Genomic DNA, 15,331 nt, shown 5'->3' on the forward strand with positions numbered 1-15,331 from the left:
GAAAAAGCCGCCTCTCGGGCGGCTTTGTTCATTCTGAGATCAGTGGATCAGAGGCTGCGGCGCATCAACCGTTCCCGCTTCTGCGCCTGGTCGATGAAGATCTGCAGCGCGCGGGCCGCCGTGGGTGCCAGAGAGACGAAGGCGCAGCCGGCGTGGTGCGGCGCCCCCTGTTCGCTTTCCGACATGTGCTGGATCTTGAGCAGCGTGGAGAAACTGACCTCGCGCTCGAGCTCCAGCGTACCGCTGATCTCTTCGCCTGCCTGAGGGACGGGCACGACATTCGCGGGCCATTGCAGCGCGACGCCGCCGGCGCTCACGTTCATGACGCGCAGACGGGGGAGATCCGGGTCGGACAGTTTCAGCGCCGGGTAGAGCTGTCCCGCCGACGTGACCCGGTAGGCCTGGCGTCGCTGGAAGCGGTACAGGCGCAGCGGGACCGGCGAGCGCAGCACCTCCGCACCGTCACCGCGGATGGCCACCAGCCCGGACACGTCGAATTGCAGCTTGATCTTGTCCAGGAAGGCCGTCGCCACCAGCTCGTCGCTGGCCAGCACCGGTGCGAGCGTGTCGCCGACCTGCGGCGCTTCCATCGTCAGCATCCCGTGCGGCGTGTCCAGCGCCCGCAGCACGGTGTGGATGGCTTCGCCGTCCGGCGTCGACAGCTGGATGCGCGCCTGCGACTGCAGCAGCTCGCGCAGCCAGTTCATGATCTCGCCGGGCGCGTCCATCCGGAAATCGGTGTCCGCGGCGTCGGGGGGGCTAGTGGATAGCTTCAGGTCGCTCAAGGCCAGCATCCGGCAGGATTCGTTTGAAAAATTCTCTCGCATCCCCAAGGCAAACGCCGCGCCAACCCCATCCGTTCAAGGGGCTGGTCGCGGCGCTGTCGTGCGTCCGACACCCGGTCGCGTGACCGATGTCTCGGATCGCGGGGCGGGCGGACGAGGACCGGTCAGCGGGCTGATCAGTGGACCGTCTTGGACTTGCCCTTCATCAGCTGGTCCAGGTCTTCGAGCCAGGGCTCGGCCAGGTGGCGGATCTCCGCGTCGTTGACCAGGATGCGCTGCATGATGCGCGTCTTCAACTGCGCTTCGTCCGGACCCAGGTTCTGGCTGGCGGCCGCGTGCTTGAGCTGCGAGATCAGCAGCACGCAGGCGCCTTCGAGCTTCACCACTTCGTCCCAGTTGCCCGAACGGGCCGCGCTCAGCATGTCGGCGCTGGCTTGTTCGATGGCTTCGTAGTAGCTCAACAGTTGGGTGCTCATGAGGCGGTCCGGGGTCGGGGCGGCGTGGGCGACGGAGGTCTGGGGCTTGGCGGTGTACTTGGACATGGAACTTCTCAAGTCGTCAGGCTGAAGGGCGGGGTCCGGGGCTCAAGCCGCGGCGCGTTGGTCGGCGGCGGCCGGGGCGATGCTGGCCCAGGCCTCCTTGATCGGTTGCAGCAGCTTCACGCATTCCTCGACGGCGACGTCGTCGCTGCGCAGGTTCGCGTAGGTGAGCCGGGTGCAGATGTAGGCATACAGGTCGCGCAGGTCCAGGGCCAGCTCGCCCGATTCCAGGTTCAGGGCCGCTTTCAGGCCTTCGTCCAGGATGCGGACCGCGCGGCTCAGGCTGCGGTTCTTCACTTCGACATTGCCGGAGCGGATCGCGCCGATGGCTTGCGTCATCGAATCGAAGGCGCCGTCCAGGAGCAGGCTCACGAGGCGGTGCGGCGAAGCCGTCATCACGTCGGTTTCCACGCCAACGCGGTTGTACATGCTGCTGGCGCGTTGACCGTGGGAGGCGAAGGGGGAGGAGTTGCCGTACATGATTTGTCGCTGCGGTGTGCTGAAGTGCTTGAATCAGTTTTCGGCCCCCGCCGGCCCGACTTGAGCCTCCCCCGTGTCGAATTTGTCTCGAAATTCTGCCTGCGTGAAGAAAAGGAAAAGCCTCCGTGAGGAGGCTTGTCGGTGCTCTTTTCGAAGCGCCGGAGAAGGGCGGTGGCGACGGTCTTGTTCCGATCGCCACCGCGCGGCCGGCGTCAGCTGCTGCTGATCATGCTGGTGATCTTGCTGACGTAGCTCTGCAGGTCGTTGAGCTTGGCCATCTGCGTGTCCAGCGCCGTGTATTGCGCGCGCAGGCGCTTTTCGTAGGCGTCGGCGCGGTCGTTGAGCTCGTCGACGCGCTTGCCGTTGGCCGTCACGCGCGACTGCAGGCCGGTGGTGCGGGTCGTGATCGAACCGTCAAAGCCGGTCACCTGGTCGGCGAAGGAGCGCCACCGCGTGGCCATGCCGTTGTTGTTCGGGTCGCTACTGTCGACGCCCATGAAGAGGTTCTTCAGGTCGCCCATGCTGCCGAGCGCGCTGGTCAGTTTCGTGTCGGTGACCTTCATCGTGCCATCGGCGCCGACGTCGATGCCGATGTCCGACAGCCGGCCGAACTGGCCGCCCAGCGTGCTGCCCGACGCCGTGATGTTGCGCAGCTGGCTCTGCAGGCCGACGGCGGTGCTGTCGCCCTGCAGCGTGCCGGCCGTCTTGTTCGTGTCGTCGTACTTGGTGTCGTTGCGCATCAGCGTCATCAGGCTGTTGTACGACGTGACGAAGTCGTTGATCGCCTTCTTGACGCTGTCCTTGTCCTGGCCCACGGTGATCGTGGACTGCGCGGGAATGATCGTCGCGCCGCTGGCATCCGCCGGGTCCTTGGTGCCGCCCTTGAGCAGGTTGATCGTCAGGCCGTCGACGGCGCCTTCGATGTTGTTGGAGGCGGAGCTGATGGCCAGGCCATTGACCGTCAGGTTGGCATTCCTGGCCGCGGTGTTCTGCGTCATCGACGTCACCGAGGACGTCGGGTCGTAGGCCAGTGCGGACAGGCCGCTGGCGTCCGATCCGTTGCCGTCGTCGTCGGCCGTGGTGATGCGGAAGCCGTTTGCCTCGCCGGTGTCCTTGGATCGGATCACCAGGCGCTGGCCGTTGGCGTCGGTCACGACGGAGGCGAGCACGCCCGCGCCCGAGCCGTTGATCTTGTCTCGGATGCTGGACAGCGTGTCGGTGGCCGAGACGGAGACGCTCACCGGCGTCGCGCCGTTCTTGCCGGTGAAGGTCGAGTTGTCCGCGCTCCACTGACCCAGCTCGATGGTCATCGACCCCGAGCCGACGGTGGAGTTCGTCGCGAAGGCCTTGCTCGACAGCGATTGCGGCGAGGCCAGGTTGGTCACGCTCAGCGCGTAGGAGCCGGCGCCCGAGCCGGCGCCGGCGATGACCGTGGCCATCGAGGTGTCGGACGAGGTCGCGGTCAGCGCCGCCCAGGTGCTGGGATTGGCCAGCTTGGCAGCCGCGTCGCGCATCGCGCTGAAGGCGCTCTTGATCTTCCCGTATTCGGAGATCTGCGTCTTGATCGTGTCGGTGCGCGTCTGGAGATCGGTGATCGGCTGTTTCTCGAGCGAGACCAGCTTCGTGACGATGCTCTCGACGTCCAGGCCGCTGCCCAGACCGGCCGAAGTGATGGATGCCATCGTTGTTACTCCCTGTGATCCTGGTCAGCGAGACCCGGCGTCCTGCACGGAAGTCCCATGCGCGACAGGGCCTCGCGTGTGTCGCGTGAGGCCCTGTCCTGGATATCGGCCCATGGCGGTCCGACTTTAGGACGGCGCCTGGACGATCCGATTGCGTTTTTCTATCAGCCCTTGAGCAGCGACAGCACCTGCTGCGGCAACTGGTTGGCTTGCGCGACCATCGCGTTGCCGGCCTGCTGCAGGATCTGCGCGCGGCTCAGGTTGGATGTTTCCACCGCGAAGTCGGCGTCCATGATCCGGCTGCGGGCGGCGGTCTGGTTCTCATAGGCCACCTGCAGGTTGGAGATCACGGCGTCGAAGCGGTTCTGCGTCGCACCCAGCGTTGCGCGCTGGCTGTTGACCGTGTCCAGCGCGGTGTCGATGTTGGCCACGACGGTGGCGATCGCCGCCGCGTCGGCCGTGCGGTCGATGACCGATCGGCCGGTGCCGTTGGCGTCCGTGCCGGCGACGTTGGTGATCGTCGCGTCCTCCGTCATGTTCGGCGTCGTGACCGTGATCTCGTCGTTGGACGTCGTGTTCGGGCCGACCTGGAAGGTCTGCGGCGTCGACGCATCCTGGCCGAGGATGTACTTCCCGTTGAAGGTCGTCCCCGCGGTGACGCGCTGGATTTCCTTGGCGAGCTCGCCGAATTCCTTGTCCAGCGAATCCTTGTCGCTGTCCGCGTTGGTCGCGTTGCGGGCCTGGATCGCCAGTTCGCGCATCCGTTGCAGCGAATCGGCGACCTTGCCGAGCGCGCCTTCAGCGGTCTGCGACAGCGAAATGCCGTCGTTGGCATTGCGCATCGCCACCGTCATGCCGCGCGCTTGCGAGTTCATGCGTTCGGCGATCGCCAGGCCGGCGGCGTCGTCCTTCGCGGAGTTCACCCGCAGGCCCGACGACAGGCGCTGCATCGAGGTCGCCAGCGACGACTGCGACGAGTTCAGATTGCGTTGCGCGTTCAGCGAGGCAATGTTGGTGTTGATGGTCTGTGGCATTGATGCACTCCTGCGGAGATCCTGTCCTGGCTGCGATCCCGGTTAGGTGGGTCGGTTCCCGACCTCACCCGCGGATCCTCGCTGCGCCATCGCAGTCATTGTTTGGATCTGCCGGTTGGACCGGTGGTCGAGCGGTACTACGTGCTCGATGGCTCCCATTGTGCGAAACGTGCTTCAACGCCGATGGGCCGATTAACGGGCGGAAAACCCGCCATTAGCGAGCCAATAAAAGAAGGCCCCGCATCGGTCCCGGGAGGGGCGATGCGGAGCCTTGGGAGGCCCGGCCGCGAGGGCCGGTGCTTGAGGAGTCGACCTTTGGAAGGGGATCAGCTGCGCAGCAGCGACAGCACCTGCTGCGGGAGCTGGTTGGCCTGCGCCACCATCGTGTTGCCGGCCTGCTGCAGGATCTGCGCGCGGCTCAGGTTGGCGGTTTCCGCGGCGAAGTCGGCATCCATGATGCGGCTGCGGGCGGCGGTCTGGTTCTCCACCGAGACCTGCAGGTTGGAGATGATGGCGTCGAAGCGGTTCTGCGAGGCGCCCAGGATGGCGCGCTGGCCGCTGACCGTGGTGATGGCCGCGTCGATGTTGTCGATCACGGTCTTCAGCGCGTCGGGCGTCGAGGCGTTGTCGATCGCGCCACCGGTGACGGCGGTGATCGTCGCGTCGTTGGTCATGTTGTTGGTGACCACGTCCACCGTGTCGTTGGAACTGGTATTGGCGCCGATCTGGAAGGTCTGCGTGCCGGCGTCGTCGCCCAGGATGGACTTGCCGTTGAAGGTCGTGCCGCCGATGACGCGGCCGATTTCCTGACCCAGCTGGGCGTATTCCTTGCCGATCGAGTCCAGGTCGGTCGTGGTGTTGGTGGCGTTGCGGGCCTGCACCGCCAGTTCACGCATGCGCTGCAGCGAGTCGCCCACCTTGGACAGCGCGCCTTCAGCGGTCTGCGACAGGGAGATGCCGTCGTTGGCGTTGCGCACTGCGACGTTCATGCCGCGGACTTGAGCGTTCATGCGCTCGGCGATCGCCAGGCCGGCGGCATCATCCTTGGCGGAGTTGACGCGCAGACCGGAGGACAGGCGCTGCATCGACACCGACAGCGACGACTGCGAAGACGACAGGTTGCGCTGGGCGTTGAGCGATTGCAGGTTGGTGTTGATGATCTGAGCCATGATCCATTCCTTTAAATTTCAAAGACCTTCTGCGGTCTCGGCGGACGGTTGATTAATCGTCCGACTGAGCCGGACCACGTGGCCCTAGCTGTTGAATTGCGGACCCGTTGATGCAGTTATCGGGCCGCCCAGGAATGGACTTGAGGCCTTCTTGAAAAGAAAGCTTGTAACGCCCCATTGCGGGCGTGATGAAGTGGCGGGGAGCCACTGGGCGGGCACTTGCTGCGCGCTGCTCTGAAGCGAGTGCAGAGCTGTCTGGAGGACGACTCCGTGAGGCCTGGCGCGGGCTCTCCACGGGGCATGGGGCCTCGCGTCCGCGAACCCCAAGCCCCATTCCGGCCCCACCCTCGCTCGTTGACTTCTCTTTCACCACCGCTGCCACCAGCAACGCTGGTGCGATGGGGAAAGAGAAGGGGACCGCGTCCCCTTCGAGGATCCTGGCGACCGCTGACGCGTGAGCGTCGGGCGGCCTCCTCTTCCTTCTATCAGCGCAGCAGGGCCAGCACTTGCTGGGGAGCCTGGTTGGCCTGCGCGATCATCGCGTTGCCGGCCTGCTGCAGGATCTGCGCGCGGCTCAGGTTGGCGGTTTCCGAAGCGAAGTCGGCATCCATGATCCGGCTGCGGGCAGCGGTCTGGTTCTCGACCGAGATCTGCAGGTTCGACACGATCGCGTCGAAACGGTTCTGCGAGGCACCCAGCTTCGAGCGTTCGCCGGAGACCGTCTTGATCGCCGAGTCGATGTTGTCGATCACGGTGGCCAGGTCGCTGGTCGACGACGCGTTGGTGATCGCGCCGCCGGTCACGCCGGTGATGGTCGTGTCCGTGGTCATGTTGGTCGTCGTGACGTCGACCGAGTCGTTGGCCGTCGTGTTGGCGCCGATCTGGAAGGTCTGCGTGCCGGAATCGCCAGCCAGGATGGCGCGGCCGTTGAAGGTCGTGCCGCCCAGGACGCGTTGGATTTCCGAGCCCAGCTGGGCATATTCCTGACCGATCGAGTCCAGGTCGGTCGTCGTGTTCGTGGCATTGCGGGCCTGCACCGCCAGTTCACGCATGCGCTGCAGCGAGTCACCGACCTTGGACAGCGCGCCTTCAGCGGTCTGCGACAGGGAGATGCCGTCGTTGGCGTTGCGCTGGGCGACGTTCATGCCGCGGACTTGCGAGTTCATGCGGTCGGCGATCGCCAGGCCGGCGGCGTCGTCCTTGGCGGAGTTGACGCGCAGACCCGAAGACAGGCGCTGCATCGACGTGGCCAACGAGGTGGCGCTGGTGCTGGTGTTGCGCTGGGCGTTGAGCGACAGCAGATTGGTGTTGATGACTTGGGCCATGATTGCTCCTAACAGCTATACGTAAATACCGGCAAAAGCGCCGAACCACACATGAGCGCCTGAGTCCTCCGATCCTCCGTCCCGCCGTGAGGCGAACCGGCCGAGGATCTCGGATGCTCCTGCTGAACCGCCCGGGCCATTTCCCGGTTCGGTCCCAGTCCGACGCTAGTCAACCGTTGCCGTCCCACCCCTCATCGGAAGCCAAGAACGTCAGGCCTTCTAACCGGACCACGTGCCGCCTGCCTGCCTCGACCTGCCAGCAAGACTGCTTGTCTTTGCTGGCCTGTCGCTGCGTTCAGCAGCCCCGTTGAGTTGGTTATCGGGCCCCTCGCCATAGAACTTGAGGGCAATTTGTCAAGACTTGTGATCTGTTGATAAGCAGGTCTTGCAACGTGTTGTTTGTCGTTTGACTTCGACCCGGACCCGTGCCCGGGTGTCGGTCTGGCGACGGACATGGGGGTATCTACGGCCTGAATGCGGCGGGATTGAGGGGGAATGCCAGCGCTTTTCGTGTGCTCGATCACGGGGGTGCCGCCCTAAAGTGCCTCCTGGCGATGCCGACCAGCGGGATCGCCGCATCCGCCACCTTCGCCGGGATCGGTCTCGGCTCGAGACCGGACTCGATCGACGAGTCCCAACGACCATGGAGAGATCTATGCCACTGCAAGTGCAAACCGAGGCACGGTCCGCCGTGTCGATGATCGACGCGTCGATCGACGAACAATTTCACGGAACGATCCGCCCGGGTTCCAGCGAGGCCCGCCTCCTGCTGGCCCAGGCTCGCAACGCCGCATACGCGCAGGCCGCGCAGGGCCGCATCGGCGACGGCGTCGCGCTGCTGTACAACGCCCTCGAAATGGCGCCGATGAGCGTCGACCTGCTGTCCGACGTCGGCGCGCTGCTGCTGGCCGCGGGTCAGTTGAAGGACGCCGCGCTGTATGCGCATCGCGCGGTCGAGCTCTCGCCCCAACATGCGCCTTCCCTGTATACGCTGGGCTTCGCGCTGTCGGGCCTGGGCGAGGTGAAGGCCGCGATCGAGGTGTTGAGCATCCTCAATGAAGGCCAGGCCCTCGAGATGCTGCGTCGCGATTCGCCGGAACTGATGACGATCGTCGACTCCGAACTGCTGCGCCTGCAAGCCGCCTGAACGGCCGACGCGCCGTCGTCGCCGGAACAGCCTGACAGGCTGTCTCCCTGAAAAACCGCCGCCGAGCCCGCAACCACGGGCCTCGGTCGGCGGTTTTCTCATTGGGGCCTGTCAGCGTGTAGGAATCAGGCTGACAAGGCGGTCGTCCCGCTCCCTAGCTTGTCTCTGGCGCCACCCTGATGTCGCGCGATGCGGTGTTTCTTCAGAATTCATTCCATCGCAGCAACGCAACCCACCAGGAGCCACCCGATGAACAGCGACCAGATCCTTGCAGAGATCCGCGAAGCCAACCTGTCGTACCTGATGCTGGCCCAGAGCCTCATCCGTGCCGACCGCGAACAGGCGCTGTATCGTCTGGGCATCTCGGAAGAGACCGCGACGCTGCTGAACACGCTGAGCCCGGCGCAGATGATGAAGATGGCTTCCGGCAACACGCTGCTGTGCCGCTTCCGCATGGACGACGACCTGGTGTGGGGCCTGCTGACCTCGCATGGCAAGCCGGCGGCCAATGACAGTGTCTCCCGCCTGCATGCCTCCATCCTGATGGCCGGCCGCCATCAGGAAGCCGCGGCCTGATTCCGCAGAGACCGGCAGCTGCCCCAGGCAGAGAAATTGCCGCCCGAGAACATCCGAAAGAACCGGAGTACCCCATGCGCACCAAGTCCATCCTGACCGAAGCCAAGCAGATCGATCGCGCCGTGACGTTGATCAAGCTGGGCGCGCGCCTGCAAGTGCTGGAATCGGAAACCGACCTGAGCTACGAGCGTCTGCTGCGCCTGTACAAGGAAGTCTCGGGCAAGAGCCCCAGCAAGGGCCAACTGCCTTTCTCGACGGACTGGTTCATGACCTGGCAGCCCAACATCCACGCCAGCCTGTTCCTGAACATCCACGAGTACCTGAACAAGGTCGCCGAGATGGACGAGATCGACGTCGTCATCAAGGCCTACCAGCTGTACCAGGAGCAGACCGCGGCCCAGAACCTGGAGCAGCTGCTGTCGGTGACCCGCGCGTGGCGCCTGGTGAAGTTCGTGGACAACGGCATGCTGACGATGACCAGGTGCAGCAAGTGCGGCGGCCACTTCGTGACCCACCCGCACGAGGTCGCCAAGCATTACGTCTGCGGCCTGTGCAACCCCCCGGCACGCGCCGGCAAGGGCAAGGCGGCCGGCGGCATCCAGATGCACTGAGCGCATCGCTCCGGACGACGAATTCCGAATGCCTACCCGCTGGCGCAGCTGTCTGGTCGTCATCGCCCGCAATGAGGCGGCGACGATCACCCGGTTGTTGACCAGCGTCCGTCCCTTCGTGGACGAGCTGCTGGTGATGGACACCGGTTCCACCGACGACACCGTCCGCCTGGCTGCAGCCGCCGGCGCCCGGGTCGCGCATTTCCCTTGGAACGATGACTTTGCTGCAGCCCGCAACGCAGCGCTGGACGCGGCAGGCGCCGATTGGCACCTCGTGCTCGATGCGGATGAATGGCTGATCGGGGAGGGCAGTGGCGCGGCGCTCGACGCGTTGCGCGGCACCGCGCCCGACTTCATCGGCACGATCGCGCTCGAGGATCACTTCGACGGGGGCACGGCGCACGCGCGACTCAGCCGCGTCTTGCCGGGACATGTCCGGTACGCCGGTCGCATCCACGAACAACCCGTGCATGAATTGCGCGTCCGGGCGCTCGATATCCAGGTGGCGCACGACGGCTACATGCCGGAACGGCTCCACGTGAAGCAGGGGCGCAACGAGCAGCTGTTGCGCGCGGCGGTCGACGAGGATCCCGCCAATCCGTATCTCTGGTATCAGCTCGGCAAGGATCATGCGGTCTATGACCGCTTCGCGGATGCGGAAGCAGCGTTCGCCATTGCCGTAGAACGCTTGACCCTGTTGCCCCTGCGGCCGGCATGGTGGAACGACCTGGTCGCGAGAAGACTCTTCGGGCTGAAGGCGCTCAAGCGCCACGCCGAAGGGCTTGTTTTCGCTGAAACGCAGCTGCAAGGATGCGGGGACTCGCCGGACTTCTTCTTCGCGCTGGGCGATCTGCTGCTGGACTGGGCGGCGGATCAGCCTCAACAAGCCGAAGTCCTGGTCCCGATGATTGAAGACGCCTGGCGGCGCTGCCTGGAGATCGGTGAGCGGCCGGATCAGCCGGGCGCGGTCGCGGGGCGCGGCAGCCACCTGGCTGCCTACAACCTGGCGCTGATCCTGGACGCCACCGGGCGCCCAGAGGCGGCGAGGGCGCTGCGCGAGCTGCGGTGATCCCTCAAAAAGCAGCGCCGGGATGGTGCTGATCTGGCATCTTGTAGGAATTCATCTGACAAGCGCGTCGGCGCGCTCCCTAAGCCGGAGATGGAAGCGACCTGATGTTGCTGACGTGTCGCGATCTCTACAGTTCGTCTCACGCTGAAACGAAACGACATCAGCACCCAACACCCCAGGAGCCGAACGATGAACGCCGACCAAATCCTCGCCGAGATCCGCGAAGCCAACCTGTCGTACCTGATGCTGGCCCAAAGCCTGATCCGCGCCGACCGCGAGCAGGCGCTGTATCGTCTGGGCATCTCGGAAGAGACCGCGACGCTGCTGAACACGCTGAGCGCCGCGCAGATGCTGAAGATCGCCTCGGGCAACACGCTGCTGTGCCGCTTCCGCATGGACGACGACCTGGTGTGGGGCCTGCTGACCTCGCATGGCAAGCCGGCGGCCAACGACAGCGTCTCCCGTCTGCATGCGTCCATCCTGATGGCTGGACGTCACCAGGAAGCCGCCTAAGTTATATCGACGCCCTTCGCGTCAACTGAAGCAGAACTGAAGCCGGAGACACCGACATGCGCACCAAGTCCATCCTGACCGAAGCCAAGCAGATCGATCGCGCCGTGACGCTGATCCACCTGGGCGCCCGCCTGCAGGTGCTGGAGTCGGAAACGGACCTGAGCTACGAGCGTCTGCTGCGCCTGTACAAGGAAGTCGCGGGCAAGAGCCCCAGCAAGGGCCAGCTGCCGTTCTCGACGGACTGGTTCATGACCTGGCAGCCCAACATCCACGCCAGCCTGTTCCTGAACATCCACGAGTACCTGAACAAGGTCGCAGAGATGGACGAGATCGACGTCGTCATCAAGGCCTACCAGCTGTACCAGGAACAGACCGCGGCCCAGAACCTGGAGCAGCTGCTGTCGGTGACCCGCGCGTGGCGCCTGGTGAAGTTCGTGGACAACGGCATGCTGACGATGACCAGCTGCAGCAAGTGCGGCGGCCACTTCGTGACCCACCCGCACGAGGTCGCCAAGCATTACGTCTGCGGCCTGTGCAACCCCCCGGCACGCGCCGGCAAGGGCAAGGCGGCCGGCGGCATCCAGATGCATTGAGGGCGCCGCCATGGCCGCCCGACTTCCCCGCGCCGCCTCGGGAGACGCGCCGTCCTCGCTGCGGTGGCCGACATGGGCGCTGCTGAGCTGGGGCGCCTGCTTCGCCGTCTGGCGACTGTTCGGGCCCGACTGGCCGGCGGCGATCGTCGCATCGGGCCTGGGCCTGATCCTTGCAGGACTCCATCGCCAGACCTGGCGCCGGATGATCGTGGCCGCCGGTTTCCCGATGGCCTTGCTCTTCACCGGCACCGACCTGCCGGCCTGGATCTGGCTGATCCCGCTGGCCGTGCTGCTGCTGGCCTATCCCCGCCGCGGCTGGAACGACGCGCCGCTGTTCCCCACGCCGCAAGACGCGTTGCGCGCGCTCCCTGAGCGTGTGAAGCTGCACGACGGCGCCCACGTGCTGGACGCCGGCTGCGGGTTAGGCGACGGATTGGTAGCCCTTCGCCGTGCTTATCCGGGCGTGCGTGTCGCGGGCATTGAATACAGTGGCTTCCTGTGGCTGCTGGCCCGTCTGCGCTGCCCCTGGGCCGACATCGCCCGGGGCGACCTGTGGGCCCAGTCGTGGCGCGAGACGGACCTGGTCTACCTGTTCCAGCGGCCCGAGTCGATGCCGCGCGCGCTGGACAAGGCGCGCATGGAGATGCGGCCGGGCAGCTGGCTGGTCAGTCTGGACTTTCCGCTGCCGGGACAACCCGTCTTCGCGCAACTGGACACCGGCACCCGGCATCAGCTGTATGTCTACCGGGTGCGCGAACTCAAGGCCTGAGGAACCCATTTCATGTTTGTCATCATCGGTTGGCTGCTGGCATTGGCCTGCATCTTCGGCGTGTTCATCGCGCACGGAGGCAACATCAGCGTGGTGCTGCACGCGCTGCCGTTCGAGATGACCACCATCTTCGGCGCGGCGATCGGCGGCATGCTCGCCACGAATCCGCCCAAGGTCATGAAGGCCACCATGAAGGGCCTGGGCGACTGCTTCAAGGGCAGCAAGTACACCAAGGCGCGCTACATGGAGCTGCTGGCGCTGCTCTACGACATCCTGCAGAAGGCCCGCAAGGAAGGCCTGATGTCCATCGAAAAGGACGTCGAGGATCCGCACAGCTCGCCGCTGTTCCAGAAATACCCGACAGTGGGCAACGACCACCACGTCACCGAGTTCATCACCGACTACCTGCGGATGATGGTCTCCGGCAACCTCAACGCGCACGAGATCGAGTCCCTGATGGACGCCGAGATCGACACGCACCACCACGAGGCCTTCCTCGCCGTGATCGCGCTGCAGCGCCTGGCGGGCGGCCTGCCGGCCTTCGGCATCGTGGCCGCGGTGCTGGGCGTGGTGAACACCATGGGCTCGGTCGGCCAGCCGCCGGCGGTGCTGGGCGGGATGATCGGCTCGGCGCTGGTGGGCACCTTCCTCGGGATTCTGCTGGCCTACGCCTTCGCCGAGCCGCTGGCCGGCGCGCTGGAAGCCAAGGTCGACGAAGCGGGCAAGGAACTCCAGTGCATCAAGACCACGCTGCTGGCCTCGATGCAGGGCTACGCCCCGCAGGTCGCCATCGAATTCGGCCGCAAGGTGCTGTACTCGACCGAGCGCCCGACCTTCGCCGAGCTCGAAGGCCACGTGAAGAAGAAGTGAACGGAGTGAATCACCATGGCCGGTGACGCCAAGAAGCTCCAGCCCATCATCATCAAGCGCGTCAAGAAGGGCGGCCATGCCGCCCACGGCGGCGCGTGGAAGATCGCGTACGCCGACTTCGTGACGGCGATGATGGCCTTCTTCCTGCTGATGTGGCTGCTCGGCTCGACGACCGAGGGCGACAAGAAGGGCATCGCCGACTATTTCGCCTCGCCGCTGAAGGTGGCGATGTTCGGCGGATCGGGCTCGGGCGACGCGTCGCACATCATCAAGGGCGGCGGTCAGGACCTGACGCGCCAGACGGGTCAGGTCAAGGCCGGCGACGTCGAATCTCCCCGGAAGACCATCAACCTGAAGGCCCTCAAGGAAGAGCAGCGACGGGCGGAGCGCGTCCGCCTGCAGCAGTTGAAGGACAAGGTCGAGAAAATCATCGCCGAGAACCCCAAAATTGCGGCATTAGGTGGGCAAATCCGGCTCGATATGACCCGCGAGGGCTTGCGTATCCAAATCGTGGACGAGAATAATCGTCCGATGTTTGACAGCGGCAGCGCGGTGGTGAAACCGTATATGCGCGAGTTGCTGCAGGAACTCGGCAACGTGTTGTCAGAGGTGCCCAACCGGCTCACGCTGGAAGGTCATACGGATGCACAGCCGTTTTCTGCGGGAGAGCGCGGATACAGCAACTGGGAACTGTCGGCGGACCGGGCCAATGCCTCACGGCGCGAGCTGGTGGCGGGCGGTCTGCCGGATGCCCGGGTCCTTCGCGTGCAGGGGTTGGCGTCGAGCAAGCTGCTCGACACGAAAGACCCCAAGGCTCAAGTCAATCGCCGTATCAGCATCATCGTGATGAATCGCGATGCCGAGGATGCGGTGCTGAAGAACCTGCCCGATGAGGACGAGGATGCTTCAGACCCCGCGGCCAGCGCGCCGCAGGCCTCAAGTTCCGCGCCCGCGAGCCGATAACGTTCCGAATCGAACAAAGCCCTCCAGTCCCCTCAGAGGAACGCCATGAGCACTGACATGAAATTCTTGATCGTCGACGACTTCTCGACCATGCGCCGGATCGTGCGCGGTCTGCTGAAGGAGATCGGCTACAACAACGCCGAAGAAGCGGAAGATGGCGTCGAGGCCCTGAGCATGCTGAAACAGGCGAAATACGATTTCGTCGTCAGCGACATCAACATGCCCAACATGAACGGCTTCGAGCTGCTCAAGGCCATCAAGGAAGATGCCACGCTGAAGCACCTGCCGGTGCTGATGGTGACGGCGGAAGCCCGCAAGGAGGACATCGTCCTGGCCGCCCAGAGCGGCGCGGCGGGCTACATCGTGAAGCCATTCACGAAAGCCACGCTGGAGGAGAAAGTCCTGAAGATCATGCAGAAGCTGGCCGCTGCGGCCTGACGCTGGGAGTCCCACCATGCAGATGGAAGAGCTGGCCAAACTGACCTCGCAATCCAACGAGCCGCTGACGGTCTCGCCCGAGGTGTTCCAACAGATCGGCACGATCACGCGCGTGCTGCACGACACGATGCAGCAGCTGGGCGTGATGCCCAAGCTGCAGGTCGCGACCGACGGACTGCCGGATGCGCGCAGCCGACTGACCTACATCGCCAACAAGACCGCCGACGCCGCCAACAAGGTGCTGAACTCGGTCGACCAGGCCAAGGCCGAGCACGCCAAGATCACCGAGGCCGCCAACGCGATGGCCCAGGCGATCACCGCGGACCCGGTCCGCGCGGTGGCGTCGGGCGCGGTGCTGAACTTCGTCAAGGAGGTCGAGTCCTCCACGTCGAAGATCGACACCCACCTGACCGACATCATGCTGTCGCAGGACTTCCACGACCTGACCGGCCAGGTGGTCGCCAAGGTCGTGACCCTGGCGAACGACCTGGAAGATTCGCTGGTGAAGCTGCTGGTCTCGGTGGTGCCGCCGGAACAGCGCGAGAAGGTCGACCCGAGCATCCTGCAAGGCCCGGTCGTGAATCCGGAAGGCCGCGCCGACGTGGTGGCCAACCAGTCCGAAGTGGACGACCTGCTGGCGTCGCTGGGCTTCTGATCTTTCGAAGCCGGCCTCGCCGCAACGAAACCCGCGCCCAGGCGCGGGTTTCTGCTTTCTGGGCGCGCGGGATCTGAAGTCCGGCTGCTTTCCAGTCCTTATCCGGCCAAAGC

18 protein-coding genes are annotated in these 15,331 nt (G+C 65.1%); 11 read left to right on the forward strand and 7 right to left on the reverse strand.

The window, feature by feature from the left end; genetic code table 11:
* Window positions 1-47: 47 nt before the first annotated feature.
* From AC07O8_RS06660 to AC07O8_RS06690, 7 genes are all read right to left on the reverse strand, one after another.
* Window positions 48-794: a flagellar brake protein gene (locus AC07O8_RS06660; RefSeq protein ID WP_495047285.1), complete on the reverse strand. Its 747-nt coding sequence runs from the start codon at window positions 792-794 to the stop codon at window positions 48-50.
* Between the two features lie 167 nt (window positions 795-961).
* Window positions 962-1,261, reverse strand: coding sequence for a flagellar protein FliT (locus tag AC07O8_RS06665; protein ID WP_088403911.1), 300 nt, complete (start codon window positions 1,259-1,261; stop codon window positions 962-964).
* A gap of 108 nt (window positions 1,262-1,369) precedes the next feature.
* Entirely contained in the window at window positions 1,370-1,753 is a 384-nt protein-coding gene (fliS, locus tag AC07O8_RS06670) for a flagellar export chaperone FliS (RefSeq protein WP_495047286.1), read from the reverse strand.
* 263 nt (window positions 1,754-2,016) lie between these two features.
* Complete coding sequence (gene fliD, locus AC07O8_RS06675; RefSeq protein ID WP_495047287.1) at window positions 2,017-3,486, reverse strand: flagellar filament capping protein FliD; 1,470 nt, start codon at window positions 3,484-3,486, stop codon at window positions 2,017-2,019.
* A 164-nt stretch (window positions 3,487-3,650) separates the two neighbouring features.
* Window positions 3,651-4,520 carry a flagellin N-terminal helical domain-containing protein gene (locus tag AC07O8_RS06680; RefSeq protein WP_297532384.1) on the reverse strand — a complete coding sequence of 290 codons (870 nt, stop codon included), beginning with the start codon at window positions 4,518-4,520 and terminating at the stop codon, window positions 3,651-3,653.
* A gap of 326 nt (window positions 4,521-4,846) precedes the next feature.
* Window positions 4,847-5,689 (reverse strand): flagellin N-terminal helical domain-containing protein, encoded by an 843-nt coding sequence (locus AC07O8_RS06685; RefSeq protein ID WP_495047288.1) that lies wholly within the window; start codon window positions 5,687-5,689, stop codon window positions 4,847-4,849.
* 485 nt (window positions 5,690-6,174) lie between these two features.
* Window positions 6,175-7,014: a flagellin N-terminal helical domain-containing protein gene (locus AC07O8_RS06690; RefSeq protein ID WP_495047289.1), complete on the reverse strand. Its 840-nt coding sequence runs from the start codon at window positions 7,012-7,014 to the stop codon at window positions 6,175-6,177.
* 655 nt (window positions 7,015-7,669) lie between these two features.
* Here AC07O8_RS06690 and AC07O8_RS06695 point away from each other — a divergent pair.
* The 11 genes from AC07O8_RS06695 (at window position 7,670) to AC07O8_RS06745 (ending at window position 15,218) form a co-directional block, all read left to right on the forward strand.
* Entirely contained in the window at window positions 7,670-8,161 is a 492-nt protein-coding gene (locus tag AC07O8_RS06695; protein ID WP_495047290.1) for a tetratricopeptide repeat protein, read from the forward strand.
* Window positions 8,162-8,410: 249 nt separating this feature from the next.
* Window positions 8,411-8,737, forward strand: coding sequence for a flagellar transcriptional regulator FlhD (gene flhD, locus AC07O8_RS06700; RefSeq protein WP_088403399.1), 327 nt, complete (start codon window positions 8,411-8,413; stop codon window positions 8,735-8,737).
* A 74-nt stretch (window positions 8,738-8,811) separates the two neighbouring features.
* Window positions 8,812-9,348 (forward strand): flagellar transcriptional regulator FlhC, encoded by a 537-nt coding sequence (gene flhC / locus AC07O8_RS06705; RefSeq protein WP_495047291.1) that lies wholly within the window; start codon window positions 8,812-8,814, stop codon window positions 9,346-9,348.
* Between the two features lie 28 nt (window positions 9,349-9,376).
* The gene (locus tag AC07O8_RS06710) at window positions 9,377-10,417 is read left to right on the forward strand and encodes a glycosyltransferase (RefSeq protein ID WP_495047292.1); all 1,041 of its coding nucleotides are present in this window, start codon (window positions 9,377-9,379) and stop codon (window positions 10,415-10,417) included.
* 189 nt (window positions 10,418-10,606) lie between these two features.
* The gene (flhD, locus tag AC07O8_RS06715) at window positions 10,607-10,930 is read left to right on the forward strand and encodes a flagellar transcriptional regulator FlhD (RefSeq protein ID WP_067276158.1); all 324 of its coding nucleotides are present in this window, start codon (window positions 10,607-10,609) and stop codon (window positions 10,928-10,930) included.
* Window positions 10,931-10,986: 56 nt separating this feature from the next.
* The gene (gene flhC / locus AC07O8_RS06720; protein WP_495047293.1) at window positions 10,987-11,523 is read left to right on the forward strand and encodes a flagellar transcriptional regulator FlhC; all 537 of its coding nucleotides are present in this window, start codon (window positions 10,987-10,989) and stop codon (window positions 11,521-11,523) included.
* 10 nt (window positions 11,524-11,533) lie between these two features.
* Window positions 11,534-12,292 (forward strand): class I SAM-dependent methyltransferase, encoded by a 759-nt coding sequence (locus AC07O8_RS06725; RefSeq protein WP_495047294.1) that lies wholly within the window; start codon window positions 11,534-11,536, stop codon window positions 12,290-12,292.
* A gap of 12 nt (window positions 12,293-12,304) precedes the next feature.
* A complete protein-coding gene (gene motA, locus AC07O8_RS06730) occupies window positions 12,305-13,162 on the forward strand; it encodes a flagellar motor stator protein MotA (RefSeq protein WP_088403404.1) in 858 nt (285 codons plus the stop codon).
* Between the two features lie 15 nt (window positions 13,163-13,177).
* Complete coding sequence (gene motB, locus AC07O8_RS06735) at window positions 13,178-14,125, forward strand: flagellar motor protein MotB (RefSeq protein ID WP_495047295.1); 948 nt, start codon at window positions 13,178-13,180, stop codon at window positions 14,123-14,125.
* A gap of 45 nt (window positions 14,126-14,170) precedes the next feature.
* Complete coding sequence (gene cheY / locus AC07O8_RS06740; RefSeq protein ID WP_067276146.1) at window positions 14,171-14,563, forward strand: chemotaxis response regulator CheY; 393 nt, start codon at window positions 14,171-14,173, stop codon at window positions 14,561-14,563.
* Between the two features lie 16 nt (window positions 14,564-14,579).
* Window positions 14,580-15,218 carry a protein phosphatase CheZ gene (locus AC07O8_RS06745; RefSeq protein WP_082938636.1) on the forward strand — a complete coding sequence of 213 codons (639 nt, stop codon included), beginning with the start codon at window positions 14,580-14,582 and terminating at the stop codon, window positions 15,216-15,218.
* Window positions 15,219-15,331: the final 113 nt, after the last annotated feature.

It is taken from the genome of Roseateles sp. GW821-FHT09G09 (genome assembly GCF_059415965.1).